14 protein-coding genes and 1 pseudogene are annotated in these 19069 nt (G+C 57.1%); 12 read left to right on the forward strand and 3 right to left on the reverse strand.

All coding sequences use genetic code 11. From position 1 onward, the window contains the following. Positions 1-251: 251 nt before the first annotated feature. Positions 252-1148 carry a phospholipase A gene (locus tag R6U41_RS05970; protein WP_410268920.1) on the reverse strand — a complete coding sequence of 299 codons (897 nt, stop codon included), beginning with the start codon at positions 1146-1148 and terminating at the stop codon, positions 252-254. A gap of 330 nt (positions 1149-1478) precedes the next feature. On the opposite strand from R6U41_RS05970, the gene R6U41_RS05975 reads away from it, so the two are divergent. The 12 genes and pseudogenes from R6U41_RS05975 to R6U41_RS06030 all read left to right on the forward strand — a co-directional run bounded on the left by R6U41_RS05975 (position 1479) and on the right by R6U41_RS06030 (position 15094). Beyond that, the gene (locus R6U41_RS05975) at positions 1479-1979 is read left to right on the forward strand and encodes a hydrogenase maturation protease (RefSeq protein ID WP_410268921.1); all 501 of its coding nucleotides are present in this window, start codon (positions 1479-1481) and stop codon (positions 1977-1979) included. Next, positions 1976-2122: pseudogene (locus tag R6U41_RS05980) on the forward strand (helix-turn-helix domain-containing protein); the annotation flags it as partial. The gene R6U41_RS05975 and the pseudogene R6U41_RS05980, both read left to right, overlap by 4 nt. Before the next feature lie 120 nt (positions 2123-2242). After that, positions 2243-5293 (forward strand): FAD-dependent oxidoreductase, encoded by a 3051-nt coding sequence (locus R6U41_RS05985; protein WP_410268932.1) that lies wholly within the window; start codon positions 2243-2245, stop codon positions 5291-5293. A gap of 32 nt (positions 5294-5325) precedes the next feature. After that, positions 5326-5757, forward strand: a complete 432-nt coding sequence (locus tag R6U41_RS05990; protein WP_410268922.1) for a hydrogenase iron-sulfur subunit — start codon at positions 5326-5328, stop codon at positions 5755-5757. Between the two features lie 65 nt (positions 5758-5822). Then, positions 5823-6938 (forward strand): Coenzyme F420 hydrogenase/dehydrogenase, beta subunit C-terminal domain, encoded by a 1116-nt coding sequence (locus R6U41_RS05995; RefSeq protein ID WP_410268923.1) that lies wholly within the window; start codon positions 5823-5825, stop codon positions 6936-6938. A 44-nt stretch (positions 6939-6982) separates the two neighbouring features. Then, complete coding sequence (locus tag R6U41_RS06000; protein WP_410268924.1) at positions 6983-7909, forward strand: methyl viologen-reducing hydrogenase; 927 nt, start codon at positions 6983-6985, stop codon at positions 7907-7909. Between the two features lie 11 nt (positions 7910-7920). Further along, positions 7921-9276 carry a Ni/Fe hydrogenase subunit alpha gene (locus tag R6U41_RS06005; RefSeq protein ID WP_410268925.1) on the forward strand — a complete coding sequence of 452 codons (1356 nt, stop codon included), beginning with the start codon at positions 7921-7923 and terminating at the stop codon, positions 9274-9276. A 108-nt stretch (positions 9277-9384) separates the two neighbouring features. Beyond that, entirely contained in the window at positions 9385-9597 is a 213-nt protein-coding gene (locus R6U41_RS06010) for a HypC/HybG/HupF family hydrogenase formation chaperone (protein ID WP_181549828.1), read from the forward strand. Beyond that, entirely contained in the window at positions 9594-11891 is a 2298-nt protein-coding gene (gene hypF / locus R6U41_RS06015; protein WP_410268926.1) for a carbamoyltransferase HypF, read from the forward strand. Before R6U41_RS06010 ends, hypF begins: the two co-directional genes overlap by 4 nt. A 7-nt stretch (positions 11892-11898) precedes the next feature. Then, positions 11899-12981: a hydrogenase formation protein HypD gene (gene hypD / locus R6U41_RS06020; RefSeq protein ID WP_410268927.1), complete on the forward strand. Its 1083-nt coding sequence runs from the start codon at positions 11899-11901 to the stop codon at positions 12979-12981. Positions 12982-12998: 17 nt separating this feature from the next. Further along, the gene (gene hypE, locus R6U41_RS06025) at positions 12999-14012 is read left to right on the forward strand and encodes a hydrogenase expression/formation protein HypE (protein WP_410268928.1); all 1014 of its coding nucleotides are present in this window, start codon (positions 12999-13001) and stop codon (positions 14010-14012) included. 113 nt (positions 14013-14125) lie between these two features. Continuing rightward, on the forward strand, positions 14126-15094 hold the full coding sequence (locus R6U41_RS06030; protein ID WP_410268929.1) for a calcium/sodium antiporter: 969 nt from the start codon (positions 14126-14128) through the stop codon (positions 15092-15094). A 12-nt stretch (positions 15095-15106) separates the two neighbouring features. On the opposite strand, the gene R6U41_RS06035 is transcribed toward R6U41_RS06030, so the two are convergent. Next, on the reverse strand, positions 15107-16240 hold the full coding sequence (locus R6U41_RS06035) for a DHH family phosphoesterase (protein WP_410268930.1): 1134 nt from the start codon (positions 16238-16240) through the stop codon (positions 15107-15109). Next, positions 16230-18851, reverse strand: a complete 2622-nt coding sequence (locus R6U41_RS06040; RefSeq protein ID WP_410268931.1) for an amino acid permease — start codon at positions 18849-18851, stop codon at positions 16230-16232. Before R6U41_RS06040 ends, R6U41_RS06035 begins: the two co-directional genes overlap by 11 nt. Positions 18852-19069 lie beyond the last annotated feature (218 nt).

The raw sequence follows: 19069 nt of genomic DNA on the forward strand, positions 1-19069 counted from the left end.
ACAGGGTCCCTGTGTATTCGCCCCTTAAGATATTGGCAAAAATGTCATGGCCCACCTTGCCGGGAGTCGACGAGGCGCCGAGCACGGCAACGGATTTAGGAGAGAAAATCGCATCAAGTCTTTCCATTATACTCTCTTTCAGATTTTTTTACGTTTGCATTCTTCGAAATTGCACAAGTCTTGATTTTGAAGTTTTTACACGCTCCTCATCATTGTAACCGCCGAACAGAAATAATGCAAACCCCGCCGGCCTATCGGACAATGGAAATGCCGATGCGCACGGCCCGGGTTCGTTCCCGGTAGTCCAGCAGGCTTTCAGCCAGGGCATTGACGTACTGGGCCTGGAGGTAAACATCAATATCCACGGGCAAAAGGCGGTGAAGCGGGTATGTGGCGTCAAACTGCACGGATGTACCTTCTTCCGCCCACCTGAAATGCGAGCCCACCACCAAGCCTTCTGCCCGGCCGGCCTTGATTTCAAGGTCAAAATAGCCCCGGTAACGATACAGATCCCTGTTGGTATCATCATGGTTTCCGGCGTAAACCCACATCTTCGGCGCCACCTGGACACCCAGCCGGCTTTTTTCATGAAACCAGATAAAAACCGGGCGGATATAGGCGTAATTGGTGCTGCGCGACTCAAGCCCGCCCCGGCCGTTGGATTCGTGCTGGAACCCGGTCTGGACAAACAGCCGGGAAATGCTGTTTGAGTCTTTGAGCAGATTGGGGGAAAAAAAGAAAATTTCGGGCTTGTAACTGGTATCCTTAAATGGCTGGGAGGCCGAGCCCAGATCCCAGAAAGAGGTCTGGGTATAGCCGAGATAAAACTGTCTGGCCCAGGGATATTTCCGCGCAATTTGTTTCTTGGGGTTGAAAAACCGGTATTTCAGGCTGATCTGGAATTTGCTTTCTTCAGGATCCACGCCCGCCAGAAAATACATGGGTTTGTAGGCCGAAATGTTTTCCAGGTACGGCTGGTAAAGGGAAAACATGGAATCCATGGTCTGTAAATCCCCATTCTCATCTCCTGTTTCGGCAGCAGTCCTCTCTGAATCCCGAAACACAGGGGTTTGTGCGCTGATTTTTTCCGCATGCGCAATGCAGAGCGCAATCAGGACAATCATCAGGATCAATGTGTTCCGGTTCATTGGCAGGCTCCTGTTTTGCTGTTTTTGTTTTAAACGGACAAGGCGCCTTTAAGGCTGTGGTTTATATTGTCTAAACTGAGCGTTTCAAATTTTTAAAGCTAAAAATGAATTTAACTTCTTTAAAATAATAGACAAATAAAAATTTCAAAAAGTTGAAACGCTCCGGTCAGGTGAAAACATATTTTTGACAGATCCACAAGCTTTGACGCCATCCCAAAAGAACAGATGTTATTTTTTTAAACAACGTTATTGACATGAAAATTTTTCTGTGCAAGGGTTTTGAGTAAATGCACAATTTGCACAATTTGCATAATTGCACAGGAAAAGGCCATGGGCATTGAACTTATCCATTCCAGGCCGTGTCTGATTTTCGGATGCGGCAATCCGCTTTTTGGTGATGACGGATTCGGTCCGAAAGTCATTGAGCACCTCCGGCAGCACCACCAGCTTCCGGAAAGCGTGGGGTGCATGGACGCCGGTACCGCGGTAAGAGACCTGCTTTTTGATATCCTGCTTGCGGAAAACAAGCCCCGTCGGATTCTCATCATTGATGCCTCCCGGCAGGAAGGCCGGGCTCCCGGCGAGATTTCAGAGATTGCCGTGGATGGGATCACCCCGGAAAAAACCAGCGATTTTTCCCTGCACCAGTTTCCAACCACCAATATGCTCACGGAACTCAGCACCGGAACCAACGTGGAAGTCCGTGTGCTGGTGGTCCAGCCTGAATATATTCCGGATGCGATTGCCCCCGGAATTTCCGAGCCCGTGATGGCCGCGGTGCCGGAAATGTGCCGGCATATCATGGATATCATTGAAAAGGAGCCGTTATGATCGAAATCCGTCCAAGCCGGCTGGCCAGCCTTCTGGGTGTGCACCGCAACACGGTCCGCAACTGGATCAGGAGCGGCAAGCTTGCGGCAAAGCCCGGGGTGGGCAAACGGTATGTGATTTCCCGATCGGAACTGGCCGAGTTTCTCCGGGCCAGGCAGGTTTCCGCCGGGGTCATCCAAGAGTTGACCGGCCGGCAGTCCGGAGCTTCTGCCGGTGTGGCAAAAACCCGTTACCAAAAACCAGATATTGACAGAGAGGTGCCCATGTCAGACAAACCCGTGGGATCCGTGATGGTGGTGGGCGGCGGCATCGCTGGAATCCAGTCGGCCCTGGACCTGGCCGAGTCCGGCTATTTCGTCTACCTGCTGGAAAAAGGCCCGGGCATCGGCGGCAACATGGCCCGGCTGGACAAAACCTTTCCAACCAATGACTGCGCCATGTGAATTCTTTCGCCGAAACTGGTCGAGTGCGGTCGGCACTTGAATATTGAACTTCTGACCCTTTCCGAAATCGTGGACGTGGCCGGTCGGGCCGGCAACTTCACGGTCACCGTAAAAAAGAATCCCCGCTACATCGACATGGACAAGTGCATCGCCTGCGGTATCTGCGCCCAGCGCTGTCCCAAAAAAGTCGATGATGAATTCAACATGGGCATTGCCAAGCGCAAGGCCGCCTACATCCCCTACGGGCAGACCGTTCCGCTCAAATATGTCATTGATCCGGTCAACTGCCTTTATTTTAGCAAAGGCAAATGCCGGGCATGCGAAAAATTCTGTCCCACCGGGGCCGTGAATTTCGAGGACAAGGAGGAAATCCTGGATTTCAGCGTGGGTTCCCTGATTCTGTCCCCGGGATTTGAATCCTATGACCCGTCCGGGCTGGATTTTTACGGATACGGAAAAATCCCGGATGTGGTCACCAGCATGGAATACGAACGGATGCTTTCGGCCGGCGGGCCGTTTCAGGGGCACCTGGAAAAACGTTCTGATGGCAGGGAACCGAAATCCATCGCCTGGATCCAGTGTGTGGGATCGCGCAACACCAATCAATGTGAAAACGGGTATTGCTCCAGTATCTGCTGTATGTATGCCATGAAACAAGCCCTGATCACAGATACCCATATTGCCGGCGGCGGCGAGCAGACCATTTTCATGATGGATCTGCGCGCCCATGGCAAGGAGTTTGAGCGCTACCACCAGTACGCCCTGGAGCACAATGTCCGGTTTCTCCGGGCCCGGCCCCACACCATTGATCCCGGCCCCGGCAATTCCGGGGTGACCATGCGCTATGTCACCGAAGACGGCCGGACAATGAAGGAAGATTTTGACATGGCCGTGCTTTCCGTGGGCATGGAAGCCTCTGATGATGCCCGCCGGCTGGCTGAACAAACCGGAATTTCACTGGACCATTATCAATTCGCCCAAACTTCGAGCTTTCAACCGGCTGCCAGCACCCGGGAGGGGATTTTTATCGGCGGGGCCTTTGGCGGACCCATGAATATCCCCACAGCCGTTGCCCAGGCCTCATCCGCTGCTGCAGAAGCCGCCCGGGGCTTGGTTTCATCCAAAAACACCCTGACCCGGGAAAAGAAATACCCGGCTGAAACAAACATCGCCGGCCAGGAACCGCGCATTGGTGTGTTTGTCTGCTCCTGCGGGGTCAATATTTCCAGCACCATTGACGTGGAGGCGGTGGTGGAATACACCAAAAACCTTCCCAATGTGGTGTTTGTGGAAAACAACATGTTTTCCTGCTCCACGGATACCCAGCACATGATGGCCAAGGCCGTGGCAGAAAACGAATTAAACCGGATTGTTGTGGCGGCCTGCTCTCCCCGGACCCATGAGCCCCTGTTTCAGGACACCCTCAAGGAGGCGGGGTTGAACGGGTATCTGCTGGAAATGGCCAACATTCGCAACCACAATGCCTGGGTGCACCAGCAGGAGCCGGAAAAGGCCACGCAAAAGGCCATGGACCAGGTGCGCATGGCCGTGGCCAAGGCACGCATGGTCCAGCCATTGGAGAAGCTCCAGGTGGACGTGATCCAAAAAGCCCTGGTGGTGGGCGGCGGTCCGGCCGGCCTGAGCGCCGCCCTGGGCTTGGCTGAGCAGGGATATGAGACCGTACTGGTGGAAAAAACCGGCCAGTTGGGCGGAAACGCGTTAAACATCCGCAAAACCGCAAAAGGCGAAGACGTTGGCCCGGCCCTGCGCGAACTGATCCGGAATGTGGAGGCCAACCAGCGAATCCGGGTGCTGAAAAACGCCCGCCTGACGTCTGTCAACGGAATTGTGGGCAGTTTTTCCAGTGATGTGGAAGCAGACGGCAAAACCGAGCGCATTGAATACGGCGCAGCCATTCTGGCCACCGGCGGCCGGGAAACCGTTCCCGAGCAATATCTGTACGGAACAGACAGCCGTGTGATGACCCACCTGGAATTTGACCGGGAGCTGGCCGATCATGCCGGCCGGGTCAAGCAGGCCAACACCGCGGTGTTTATTCAGTGCGTGGGCTCCCGCAACGAAAAACGCAATTACTGCAGCCGTATCTGCTGCACTCACACGGCCAAGTCCGCCATTGCGCTAAAAGAGCAGAATCCGGATATGGATGTCTTTGTGCTTTACCGGGATATCCGCACCTACGGCGCCAAGGAGGATTTTTATACAAAAGCCAGAAAACTTGGGGTCAAATTTATCCGCTATGACCCAAAAGACAACGACCCGGAGGTCTATCAGGAGGATGCGGACTTAAAAGTCCGGGTTACCGACCCAATACTCGGCCTTCCCGTGGTCATTGACACGGATTACCTGGTTCTGGCCGCAGCCATTGAGGCCAATGAGGTCTCTGACCTGCTGAGCCTGTTCCGGTGCGACACCAACCAGGACGGGTTTTTAAACGAGGCCCATCCCAAGCTGCGGCCCGTGGATCTGGCCGTGGACGGGCTGTTTATGGCCGGCATGGCCGCATATCCGAAAATGATCGAAGGTTCGATTTCCCAGGCCCGTGCCGCGGTTTCCCGGGCCGGGGTGATTCTTTCCAGAAACCGGATGTATCTGGATGCGGTTAAATCCTATGTCACCGAGCAGTGCGACGGATGTGCCGTATGCCTGGATGTGTGCCCCTATGACGCCATTTCCCTCACAGAGGAAACCATAGACGGCAGAAGCGTCAAAAAGGTCAGCACGGAAGCGGCCCTGTGCAAGGGCTGCGGACTTTGCGAGGCAACATGTCCAAAGCAGGGCATCCAGGTCCACAGCTTTACCAATAATCAACTCCGGGCCCAGGTGCGCGCGGCCCTGGATCTGCCCAATTAAAACGGATGAATGCAATCACGGGAGACAGAGCCATGTCTGAATCATTTGAGCCGAAAATTATCGGTTTTCTGTGCAATTGGTGCGCTTATGCCGGCGGGGACCTGGCCGGGGTCATGCGCATCCAGTATCCTTCCAACCTCCGGGCCATCCGGGTGATGTGCTCGGGCATGGTCCATCCGGAAGTGGTGGTGGAGGCGCTTTGCGGCGGGGCTGACGGCGTCATTGTCATGGGGTGACACCCCGGGGAATGCCATTACCTGGAAGGTAATGAAAAAGCACTGGCCCGAAGCACCGTTATTAAAGCGGTCCTGGAAGATTCGGGCATTGATCCCGAACGTTTTGCCATTGACTGGGTGTCTTCGGCCGAGGCCCCGCGCTTTGCTGAAGTGGTCACGGAATTCACCCAAAAGATCCGGGCCATGGGGCCCTGTGAAGCCGGCGCCCTGCAGCAGGCGGCCAATTGATGCCGGTTTTGCCCGTCAGGGGAATTTGCCCGGCCAAAGCGGGCCTAAAGCCCACAGGAGGGGATATGGAAACTTTTTTTGACCTGGTTCAGCAGGTTCAGAAACAGGGATTGTGCCATCGGTGCGGCGGATGCGTCACCTTCTGCACGGCCGTGAATTTTGGTGCCCTGGAACTGGACCAAGACGGCAAGCCCCGCTACGGGGACATGGAAAAATGCATCGAATGCGGGCTGTGTTATTGTATTTGCCCGGAAATCGAGGAATTCGAGGAAGAAACCCGGCGCAAGGTAGCCTGGAGCGCCCCGAATGGCCGCATCATCGAAACCAGTGTGGTCCGGGCCGCCGATACTGCGGTGCGGGAAAAAGGAACAGATGGTGGCGTGGTTACGGCCCTTTTGCTGCATCTTTTTGACAACGGCCGCATTGACGGCGCCATTGTCACAAAACCGGCCGGGCCTTTCATGCGGCGGCCCAGCCTGGCCGTGACCCGGAAGGAGATAGAAGACGCCGCAGGCTTTTATTTTGACACCTCCCACGGCATGAAGCATCTAAGCGACCGGTACGTCACCTATTCCTCCATTGAAGAGTTTGCGCCCATGATGAAAAAGGGCCTCCGACGGGTCGCCCTGGTGGGCACCCCCTGCCAGATCAAGGCTTACCGCCGTATGGAGGTGCTCGGCATCGTGCCTTCGGATTCCATCCAGTACTGCCTGGGGCTGTTTTGCTCGGGCAACTTCACCTTTGACCCGGAGAGCCGTAAAAAACTGGCGGATACCCATGGTTTTGCCTGGGACAATGTCCGGAAAATCAATATCAAGGATTCGCTTTTAATCCATCTGGACAATGGCGAAATCCGCTCGATTGCCCTGGAAGACCTGAATTTCATGAAGCGCGTGGCCTGCCGGTACTGCCCGGATTATTCAGCGGAATTTGCCGATATTTCCTTTGGCGGCATCGGCGCACCCGAGGGCTGGACCACGGTGATCACCCGCACCCCCCTGGGCCGGGCGGTGCTGGCAGACGCCCGGGGCAATGCCGTGGAGGAATTTGACCAACGGCAAAACCCGGGCTATGCATCCGGGGCCCTGGCCGAAATGCGGGAGGCGGCGGACAAAAAAAAGAAAGCCGCCCGGGACAACCGCAAGGAACTGGGCAAAAAGCCGGTGAACATCAAGGGCTAAAGCGTACCAAATCAATATCCAAACGTGTCTGAGAGGAAAATCATATGGCAGCAAAAGTGGCAAGCGATTGGCTCAATGCCTGTTCCGGGTGCGAGATCGCCATTGTGGATATGGGCGAGCGGCTGCTGACCGTGCTGGATCTCGTGGAGTTCGTTCATCTGCCCGCACTCATGGATCACAAGTATTACGGCCAGATGGGCGACGGGGCACACCTGAGCCTTCCCGAAGCCGATCTGGGCATTATCAGCGGCAGCATCAAAAACGAAGAGCATCTTGAGGTGGCCCTGGAGATGCGCAAAAAATGCGGGGCCATTATTGCCCTGGGCACCTGCGCCACCCACGGCGGCATCCCGGCGCTGGCCAATTCCTGGGCCAATGACGCCATGCTGGAGCGCTACTATTCCACCGAGACCACCGACACCTGCGATGCCGTGCCCGCAGACGGCGTGCCGCCCCTGCTGGAAAATGTGTCCGCCCTGGATGAAAAAATCAATGTGGACATTTACCTGCCCGGATGCCCGCCCCATCCGGACCAGGTATTTGGCCTCCTGGCCGCGTTTCTGGAGGGAAAGACCCCGGACCTTCCAACAAAAAGCGTTTGCGACACCTGCCCCACCAAACGGGAGGGCAAGGGCAAGATCGGCAAGCTGCGGCGGTTTTTGCAGGCCCCGCAATACAAAGGTGCGGATGAGCCCCTGGACCAAATGCGCTGTTTGTTGGAGCAGGGGATTTTGTGCATGGGCCCGGTGACCCGCGCAGGCTGCGGCGGCGATGGGGTGGTGCCCCGGTGTATTTCCGCCCGGGTACCGTGCCGGGGATGCTACGGTCCTGTGCAGCCTGGGGGCAACCAACGGCTGGATATGTTAAACGCCCTGGCGTCAAACGGCATTGACCCGGCATCGCTTCCGGAAACCGTTTCCATGCTCCGGTTTTCCGGCGGGCACGGAATGTTGAAACCGGCCCGCAGATAAAAGGAGGTTTTATGACCGAAACACGCACCATCAAAATTTCGCCCATCACCCGGATCGAGGGCCATGCCTCCATTGCCATTGAGCTGGATGACGCCGGCAACGTGGCTGACTCCAAGGTTCATTTTCAGTCCATCCGGGGTTTTGAAAAATTCGTGGAGGGAAAACCCGCAGAGGAACTGCCCAGGATCGTGACCCGGATATGCGGGATATGCCCTTGGCACCATCACCTGGCCTCCAACAAGGCGGTGGACCGGTGTTTCGGGGTGACGCCTCCGCCGGCGGGCCAAAAACTACGGGAGCTGATCCAGACCATCGCCCAGGCCGAAGACAAGCTTTTGCACTTCTTTTTCCTGGCAGCGGCCGACTTTGTGATCGGCCCGGATGCGGATTACGCCGTGCGAAACGTCATCGGCGTGGCAAAGGCCAACCCGGATCTGGCCAAAAAAGTGGTGCAGATGCGCTACAAGGCCAAGATGATGATCGAGAAATTCGCCGGCAAGGCCATCCACCCGGTGGCCGCTGTAACAGGCGGATTTGCCAAAGCCATGACCGAAGAAGACCGCAAGTGGATGCTGGAGGGCATGCGCGAAATCTATGATTTCGCCCGTTTCACCATTGATTTTGCAAAAAAGGATATTTTCCCCAAATACATGGATGCGATCCAGAGTCTCGGGGTGATCAATACCGGGTTTATCGGCACCGTGGATAGCGCCGGGGCCCTGAACCTTTATGACGGAAAAATTCGGCTCATGAAAGCCGACGGCTCCTATACCGACTTTGAGGTCCAGGATTATACGGATTATCTGGGCGAACACGTGCCCTCCTGGTCTTACGGCAAGTTTCCCTATGCCAGGTTCTGGAACGAGGGTTTCTCCCTGGACCTGGACAATCCCAAAGGCATTTACCGGTCCAACACCCTGGCCCGGATCAACGTGGCCGACCACATGGCCACTCCTGCGGCCCAGGAGGAACTCGAGGAATTTCGGAAACTTTTTGGCCGGCCGGCCCAGGCCACGCTGCTGTATCATTACGCCCGGTTAATCGAGGAGGTCTATGCATGTGAGCATGCCATAGAAATGCTTGAAGATCCGGAGATCACTGATCCAAACGTGCGCGCTGAAGCCGAACCCAAAGCCGGCCGCGGCGTTGGCTGCGTGGAAGCGCCCCGGGGCACCCTGATTCATGATTATTCCACGGATGACAACGGGCTGATCACCCGGGCCAACATGATTGTGGGCACCACCCACAACCTTGGGCCCATCAACATGAGCGTGGATCAGGCCGCAAGATCCCTGATCCAAAACGGCCACGTGGACGAGGGTATTTTAAACAAGGTGGAAATGGCGGTGCGCGCCTATGATCCATGAGTGTCCTGCGCCACACACAGCCTGGACGGCGGTGTCGCAATGGAAATGACCATCCGTGATGCGCACGGCAATGTTATTAAAACCTTCAGCAATTAAGAAAAAAAGCCCATGTGCCTTGCCATTCCCTCGAAAATCGTGGCCGTTGACGGTGATACGGCCGTCATCGATGTTGACGGAGTGCGGCGCGAAGCCAGCCTGATGCTGGTGGAAGACGTCTGCGTGGGTGATTACGTGATTGTTCATGCCGGCTATGCCATCAGCCGGTTAGACGCGGATGCGGCCGAAGAATCCCTGGAACTCATGAAGCAGGTGTTTACATGAGCCCGGTGGTTTCCGCCCGCAGGCTGGATATCAACGGCATTGTCCAGGGCGTGGGTTTCCGCCCCTATATCTATCAGCTGGCAGCCGCCCATGATCTGAAAGGATCTGTTGTCAATACAGGTTTCGGGGTCCGGGTGCATGTGGAAGGCCGGCCGGAGAAGGTGGCCGGGTTCTGCCGGGCCATGGCAACCCATGGTCCGCCCATGGCCCGGATTACGGAAATCACTGAACATCAGAGCCCGCCTGCCGGGTTTTCGGATTTTACCATCGGCCAAACAGACCGGGGCACGCCTTCGGTCAACACATTTGTCTGCCCGGACACGGCAGTCTGCGCAGACTGTCTGCGGGAGATGCATGACCCCCGGGACCGCCGCTACAGGTATCCGTTTATCAATTGCACCAACTGCGGGCCCCGCTACACCATCGTCTATGATCTTCCCTATGACCGGCCTTATACCACCATGAAGCACTTTGAAATGTGCGATCAGTGCCGGGCCGAATACCATGATCCGTCCAGCCGGCGGTTTCATGCCCAGCCCAATGCCTGCCCGGTATGCGGGCCCAGGGCGGTGGTTTGCGATAGCACGGGCGAAAAAATCCCGTGCGCAGATCCCATTGCCCATGCCGCAGACCGGCTCAAAGCCGGCGCCATTGTGGCCATAAAAGGCCTGGGCGGCTTTCACCTGGCCGCGGATGCAGCAAACTGCGATGCCGTGGTTAGGCTGCGCCGGAAAAAGGGCAGGGCGGAAAAACCCTTTGCCGTAATGGCCCCGGGCCTTGAACAGATCCGGACTTTTGCCCGGATCCGCCCGGAAGAAGAGGATCTGCTCACCTCCTGCCGGCGGCCCATTGTCCTGGTGGAAAAAAAAGCGCCCAATTTGATCTGCAATGCCGTGGCCCCGAACAATCCCTGTTTCGGCGTGATGCTGCCATACACGCCCCTGCACCACCTTTTGCTTGAACACGGGTTTTGTGCCCTGGTGATGACCAGCGGCAATGCAGCCAAAGAGCCCATTGTCCTGGACAATGAGCGTGCATTTTCTAATCTTTGCCGGATTGCCGACTTTTTTCTCATCCATGACCGGGACATCTGCGTTCGGGCAGATGATTCCATTGTGCGGCATTTGGCCGGCACACAGCGCGTCATCCGCCGGTCCCGGGGATACGCCCCTGCTCCCCTGGCTCTGGATTCCCGGTGCCCGCAAATTTTGGCCTGCGGGGCGGAATTGAAGAACACGGTGTGCCTGACAAAGGATGAAAACGCGTTTTTAAGCCAGCATATCGGGGACCTGGAAAATCCCGAGGCTTTTGATTTTTTCCAATCCACCATCGATCATCTCCGGGGTCTTTTCGACATCACCCCGGAGGTGGTGGTCCATGACATGCACCCGGATTACATGAGCACCCGCTATGCCCTGGCCCAATCGGCAGTCAAACACGTGGCAGTCCAGCATCACCATGCCCATGTGGTATCCTGCATGGCGGAAAACCGGATTTCGGACACGATCATCGGCCTGGCTTTTGACGGCACTGGATACGGCACAGACGGCCGGATCTGGGGTGGTGAGGTGCTGGTGGCAGATGCCGCTGCATTTGTCCGGGCAGCTCACCTGCAATACGTGCCCATGCCCGGCGGCAGTGCCGCAGTTGCTGACCCGCGGCGCATGGCCGCCGGGTGGCTCCATCAGGCATTTGGAAATCAGTGGGTGGACCTGGACCTGGAATGCGTCCGCAGCCGGGACCCGGAAGAACTGGCTGTGATCTCCCGCATGATTGAAAAACAAATCAATTCGCCTTTGACCTCGAGCATGGGCCGGCTTTTTGATACCGTGGCCGCAATTGCCGGCATCCACTCCGGGCCCGTGGAATTTGAAGGTCAGGCCGCCATAAAGCTGGAAGCCGCAGCCGGCGCAAATCCGGGCCTGCTGGACCAAAAGGCGTGCTATCCTTACGATTTGCCGGCAGATACGCACGGCGCCATTGAAATCCGGTCCCTGATCCGGGCGGTTGTTGATGACGTGCAGGCCGGCCGATCAGCAGCCGAAATCAGCCGCCGGTTTCATTCCACCCTGGTTTATCTGTTTTCCCAGATTTGCGATCAGATCCGGGTCCGTCAGGGCATCAGCCGGGTGGTGCTCACCGGCGGGGTGTTTCAAAACGCGTATCTGCTTTCGGCCATGGCCGGCCGGCTAACAGCCATGGATTTTTCGGTTTACACCCACGGCCTTGTGCCGGCAAATGACGGGGGCATCAGCCTGGGCCAGGCTGTTGCGGCCGCAGCAGGGATGCCATAGGCAGGACATGGAACATACCAATCATTACAGGGACGGCAGACTCTGCCGCAGGCTCGCTGAACAGATCGCATCAATGTGCGCAGAAGACATCCAGATCATGGAGGTCTGCGGCACGCACACGGTTTCTGCGTTCCGTCACGGCATCCGCACTCTGCTGCCCCGGTCCTTGTCTTTGATTTCCGGGCCGGGATGCCCGGTCTGCGTCACAGATCAGGCAGAACTGGATGCGTTTATAGAAATCGCCAACATGCCGGATACGATTCTGGCAACATTCGGCGATCTCATGCGCGTGCCGGCCACCGGGTCCTCCCTGCAGAAGGAAAAGGCCAAAGGAAAAGACATCCGGATGGTGTATTCCACCATGGATGCCCTGGATCTGGCCCGGGCCAATCCGGACCGCCAGGTGGTGTTTGCCGGTGTGGGCTTTGAGACCACTGCGCCCACCATCGCCGCCTCGATTCTGGCTGCGCATGCGGAAAGTTTGCGCAACTACAGTGTGTACTGCGCCCACAAGCGGGTGCCCCCGGCCCTGGATGCCCTGATGCGTCTTTCCGGCGTTGAAATCCACGGATTTCTGCTGCCCGGCCATGTTTCGGTGATTATCGGCAAGCAGGCTTATACGGCATTTTTTGAAAAACACCGGATCCCGTGTGTCATTACCGGATTTGAGCCCGCAGACATGTTTTACGGCATTGGCCGGCTGGCGGAAATGATTGCATCCGGCACCCCGGGCCTGGAAAACGCTTATGGCCGGGCTGTTTCCGCACAGGGCAATCTCCGGGCCCGGCAGGTTATGGACCGGGTGTTTGAAACCACGGACGCGCTCTGGCGGGGACTTGGCCGGATTGCCGACAGCGGACTGGCCATCGGCGAGGAATTTGCCGATTTTGATGCGGCCCGGCGGTTTTGCGTAAATGTCCGGCCGGTTGCGGCCCCGGCCGGGTGCGCCTGCGGCGACGTGCTTACCGGCAGATGCCTGCCGCCCCAGTGCCCGCTTTACGCCACCGTGTGCACCCCTGCCGACCCGGTGGGGCCCTGCATGGTTTCAAGCGAGGGAACATGTGCGGCATACTGGAAATACAACCGATGATCAGACGGGTGGGGTGGATGAAAAACGATACCATTATGCTGGACCACGGCAGCGGGGGACTGCTTTCCCATGAGCTTACGGAAAAAATCATGCTGCCGGCATTTGATAACCCGGTGCTGTCCCGGCTCGACGACAGTGCGGTGATCGAGTCCCAAAAAGGGCGCATGGCGTTTTCCACGGATTCGTTCGTGGTGGATCCCCTGTTTTTCCCGGGCGGCAACATCGGGGATCTGGCGGTCAACGGCACGGTCAACGACATTGCCATGAGCGGGGCTGTGCCCTTGTATTTAAGTGCCGGGCTGATCATCGAGGAAGGCTTTGCCGTCCGTGATCTGGAAGCGATCATCGCCTCAATGGCCGCTGCCGCCTGGCAGGCCGGGGTCAGCATTGTTGCCGGCGACACCAAGGTGGTGCCCCGGGGGGCGGCGGACAAGCTGTTTATCAATACCTCGGGCGTGGGCTGGATTGCCGGGGATCTTGAAATTAACGCCGCCAATGCCCGGGCCGGGGATTGTGTTCTTTTAAGCGGCACCATGGCGGATCACGGCATGACCATCTTAAACCAGCGGGAGGGGCTGAGCTTTGATGCGGACGTGAAAAGCGACAGCGCGGCGTTAAACGGCCTTGTGGCGCGCATGCTTTCCGCCGCCCCGGACGGCATCCGGGTGCTGCGGGACCCCACCCGGGGCGGAGTGGCAACGGCTTTAAATGAAATTGCCCTGGCCTCGGGCGTGGGCATTCAGATCAATGAATCAAGCCTTCCGGTGCGCAAATCCGTATCCGGACTGTGCGAACTTTTGGGCATCGATCCTTTGTATGCGGCAAACGAGGGAAAGCTCATCGCCATTGTTGACAGAGCCTGTGCCGATGCCGTGCTTGCCGCGCTCAAGCAGGACCCACTGGGCGCTGATGCTTGCATTATCGGCCAGGCCACGGCCGACCACCCGGGCCGGGTGGTCATGGAAACAGCCATCGGCGGCCGGCGCATCGTGGATATGCTCACCGGCGGCCAGCTTCCCCGTATCTGCTAAGGCAGCAAGGTCAACCACTAACTTGTTTGATTTTCTATCCGGTTCGGGTTATTCTGCGGCAGTGCCAAAAAATGGTCAGCTTATGGTAACTGATTTCTGGAAAAAGGTGGCGGATGTCGTATATATTGCCGGTTGTTCTTCTTGTGATCGGCCTTTTGCTCCTGATCAAGGGGGCGGAATTCCTGGTGGAAGGTGCCGGTTCCATTGCCCGGAGATACAGAATCTCGGATCTGGTGATCGGTCTGACCATCGTGTCTTTCGGCACTTCCGCCCCTGAACTGTTTGTCAATGTCACCGCAAGCCTTCAGGGCAATGCCGGTATTGCCATCGGCAATGTTCTGGGCAGCAACATCGCCAATATCCTTTTGATCCTGGGCGTATCCGCCCTGATTTACCCACTGGCCGTGTCCCGCGGTACGGTATGGCGGGAAATCCCCTTTGGCCTGCTGGCGGCGGTGGTGCTTTGGATCGCCGCCAATGACCGGCTGTTAGACGGCTGGGCCTATAGCGATATCTCCCGCTCTGACGGCCTTGTGTTTCTGCTGTTTTTTGCCATTTTCCTGTATTACTCTGCCAGCATTGCCGGAAACATCTCTGCCAACGGCCGGGACCTTCCCCTGCAGCAGCGCAGCATTGGCGCATCTCTGGGCCTTGTGGCCGCCGGTCTGGCGGGCCTGGCCTTGGGGGGCAAATGGATCGTGGACGGGGCCACACACATTGCCCTTTCCTTTGGGATGAGCCAGGAGATGGTCGGTCTGACCATCGTGGCAGTGGGCACTTCCCTTCCCGAGCTGGCCACCTCGGCCATGGCCGCCTGGCGCAAAAACGTGGAAATCGCCGTGGGCAACGTGGTGGGCTCCAATATTTTCAACATATTTTTCGTGCTGGGCATCAGTTCGGTGATCAAGCCGCTTCCCTTTCACCGGGGGGCCAACCTGGACATCGGCATGGTGGTGGTGGCCAGCCTGATTCTTTTTGCCACCATGTTTTCCGGCCAGCGCCGTAGCCTGGACCGCTGGGAGGGGGCGGTTCTGCTGGTGCTGTATGCGGCCTACCTGGTATACGTGGTTATGCGGGGATAGCTTTGCGGCCGGCTATTCCTGTTTTTTCTCGTCTGCCTTGACCCCGATTTTGTCAAAGATTTTCTGCTTGATCTGTTCGTTGAACACGTTCCACTTGTGCTGCTGGAAATCCTGGTCCCCGCTGCCGGAAAGAAATCCCACGGGGATGTGAAATCCGCCGGCAGACATTTTTCCGCCCCCGAAATATTTGCCGCTGGCGTCTTTTCCAAACACGTCCTTGATAAACTGGTCCGGGTCAATGGTGATCCGGTTTGTGCGCATGGAGCCGATCACCGCTTCCTCCCAGTTGTCTCCGGTGACAATGCCGTAGACAATGGCGGTGTGCACGTTTTCCTCTGTAAGCAGAAAATCCGCGGCCTGGGGAATTGCGTCCCGGTCCTCTGCGCGCAGGTAGCCCACCCCGGCAAAGCAGAAATTCTGGACGATTTCCCGGCTGCCCAGGGCCTTGTGAATCACCTTCATGGTCTGCCTGGACCGGGCTTGGTTCATGATTTGGGAAAGCAGGTCCCGGTCCCGGTACCTGGACAAAAATGCCGCTGCATGAAAATCTTGTTCCCGGGCGTTGATAAACCCGTTTGTATCCGTGATAATGCCGTGGGTCAGGGAGGTGGCCATGAGGATGTGGTTTTTGTCCGAGGAGTTGATCTCAATGATGCCGTTTTCCAGGTATTGGGCATAAATGGAGGAGGCTGCCCCGATTTTGGAGCGGATATCCTTGAACTGCGCCTTTATCCGATCCTGCGGTTCATGGTGATCCACAATGATCAGCGGCGGCACGCCGGCTTTTTCCAGGGCATTGAGTAGGGCGCCGGCCGTTGTCCCCTGGTTGTCCAGAAAAATCGCTCCGTCATAGGACTTGAGATCTATTGAACCCTCGCACCGGATCAGTTCAATCCCCATGAGTTTGACCAGGGCAATGTTTTGCTGATGGCTGATGCGGCCGCAGTAATAGATATCCGCCTGGATATCAAATTCCCTGCTGATGATCTGGTGGGCAAACCCGCAGGCAATAGCGTCGGGATCCGGAAATTCCTGGAGCACCACTGCATGCTTCTGCCCCCGGAAAGAATCCAGGGTCGCGGCCATGTCCGGGCCTGCTTCCCTGGTTTGGTCCGGATCGGTTTTTTCGGTCTTTTTAGTCTGCATCCTTTTTTTCTCCGGGTTTAGGGGTTGACTGGTCCCCGGGCACATCCCGGGTTTTTTCCCTGTCCGGCCGGCCTTTTGTCTCCTCGTTCATATCAGCGCCCAGCCGTTGGGCGGTTTCCGTGAGGTGTTCGCACACGGCAGCCAGCTTTGCGGCTTTGCGGCCGGCTTCCACGGCCCGGTTTTTGGCCTCCACGGAGTCGTTGTAAAACTGCCGGATGTTTTCAGGCTTATCGCCGGATTCAATGGCCCGGCGCCAGGCATCCATTTTCTCCTCTGCAGCAGATGAGGCTTTTTCGGCTTCGTGTTCGGCTGCTTTTTCCTTTTTGCGGATGTCTGCAAGCCGGTCCAAAACCGCTGCGATATCACCGGCCGTGCCGGTCTCGGGTTCGGCGGCCAGGTCAATGTCTTTTGCCGCCATCATGGCCGCGGAAACCGGCAGCCGGGAAAGCAGATTCGAAAGCGGGCTGTCAAACAGGTCCACGGGCTGCTGCTGCTTTAGCTGAAACGGCAGAAAGACAATGGCTGAATCCTTGCTGTAGGCGGCCACGGCATCGCTGTCGGCCCGGGCCACGATTTCAGGTTCGGCATCGATGCGGATTTCCGCCAGGGTTTCATTGATGTCTGAAACGGTTTTCCCTGTTGCCAGGGCATCTTCGCTCACATCAAGCACCCGGATTTTCGATTTTTCCCATCCCGGGTTCTGGCGGATCATATGGGCAAACAAAATCATCAGCCGGCTGGTGGCATCCCCGCGCCACCACACATCCATGCGCCGCTTTTCCGGGGGCATTTTCAGCAGTCTTTCCCACTGGGTTTTTTCGGCGGAAAATAGCAGGATATTGCATCCTCGGGCAAAGGCGGCCTGCAGGTAGAGGCCGAAGCGTTTGGTTCGGTGGGCGGAGGGGCTGGACTGGCTCATGTCCAGCCAATTGGTGATCATGGTGTTGGCGCGCAGCGGGCCGATGCCGTAGGCCTGGATAAGCACTTCCATGGTAAGCCGGAAATTGGAGCCGGTCAGCACCAGGGCAAACACGTCGACTTCCAGTTCCCGGATGTCGTCCAGAAGCTGCTTTTCCGCTTCCCGGCGTTGTTCTTCGGCCTCCGGTCCCTCGGTCTGCAAAATTTTTACCATGCTGGCAAACCCGCTGTCGCCCTGGATCCAGTCGGCCATTTGCAGCAGGGGTTTGCGCCGGTCCGGGTCATCTGAGAAAATCAGCAAAGCCGGCCGCCAGTTTCGGGGATGTTCCGGGTCTTCGGCGGCCCGGATCAGGTGATTGCGGATTTGCTGGAACCGGTAGGACCTTCTGCTGTCAGCCCAGCGCGCCGGCCCGGCGGTGCGGATTAAATACTGGTAGATGGCAGACAAAAAGGCCAGGGCCACGATGCCGGCGGTCAGGTCAATGGCCAGCATGACCCCCAGGCAGGCCAGTCCGCCGGCCAGACTCAGGCGCTTGTCGTAAAACCGGAACGTGGGCCGGAATGCCGGGCTTGCGGTTCGTGCCTCAAAAAAAGTGGCATAGTTGAGCAGCCCGTAGGAAATCAGAAAAAACATGGACACCACGGGCGCCACCACATTGAGGTTGCCCAGGGCAATGGTGGCAAAAGCAATGGCTGCAGAAAGCAGCACCGCGCGCCTGGGATTGTCAGCCGGCCCGGAGCCCTTGGCAAACAAGAGCAGAAACGGAAAAATCCGGTCTTTGGAAAGTGACTGGAGAATCCGAGGGGCGCCCATAAACGATGCCATCCCCGAAGACAGGGTAGCAGCAATCACTCCTGCCAGCACCAGGGCGTCAATTGCGGCAACCCGCTTCATGGCGTTGTAATCCGTTGCCAGGATGTCGCCGGGCAGGCTGCCGGCAAAAACAACCGCGGCTGCCAGGTAGATGACAATGGAGAGCCCAACTGCGGCAAATGTGCCGTTGGGAAGGCTTTTGCCCGGGTCTTTCAGGTCCCCGGACATGCTTACCCCCTGGGTGAACCCGGTAACAGCAGGGAAAAAAATGGCAAAAATCACCCAGAAGGGCGGGCCGTTTTCCGGAGCGGCCAGATTCTGTGTCAACACCGCCGTGTCCCAGCGCAGAATGCCGCCGACAAAAAAGGACAAAATCGCGGCAAATAAAATCACCATGATCAGCGACTGGAACCGCGCGGCCCAGTCCGCGCCCAGCCAGGCAAAAACAAACAGCAGCACCACCGCAGCTGCGGCAATGATCTGGGCATGCGCCCTTGTTGCAAAAGGCAGCAGTGCGGCCAGCACTTCCCCAAAGCCGATGCTGTAGAAGGCAATGGATACCGACTGGGCCAGAAACAGGACAATGCCGATGGCACCGCCGAATTCCAGGCCCAGGGTCCGGGAAATCAGGTAATAGTCTCCCCCGCCCTTGACATTGAGGCTCGTGGAGATGGCCGCCAGGGAAAGGGAGGTGAGCACCGAGATGAGATTGGCCAGGGCAATGATGACAAGGGCCCGGAGCAAACCGGCGCTGCCCACCACGTAGCCCAGACGCAGAAACAGGATAATACCGAGAATCGTCAGGATACTCGGGGTAAAAACCCCGGAAAAGGTGCCGAGCGTTCCGGATTTTTTACCTCCTGCTGCAGGTGGGCTCATGTCTGCAAACCTCGCCGGTCCGGCTTCTAAATAGTGCCTGAACGAAAACCAGGTTTTCGTTCAGGAAATCCGAAATCCGAAGCTCGAAATCCGAAACAATGACCAAAACCCTAAATGCATCAATGACAGAAACATCCTGTTTTAAGCTGTTGGTTTTTATCATTTGAACATTCGATATTCGTATTTGTTTCGGATTTCGGATTTCGATATTCGGGTTT

Origin of the sequence: Desulfosalsimonas sp., from assembly GCF_046483245.1 — a bacterium.
Taxonomy (GTDB): domain Bacteria; phylum Desulfobacterota; class Desulfobacteria; order Desulfobacterales; family Desulfosalsimonadaceae; genus Desulfosalsimonas.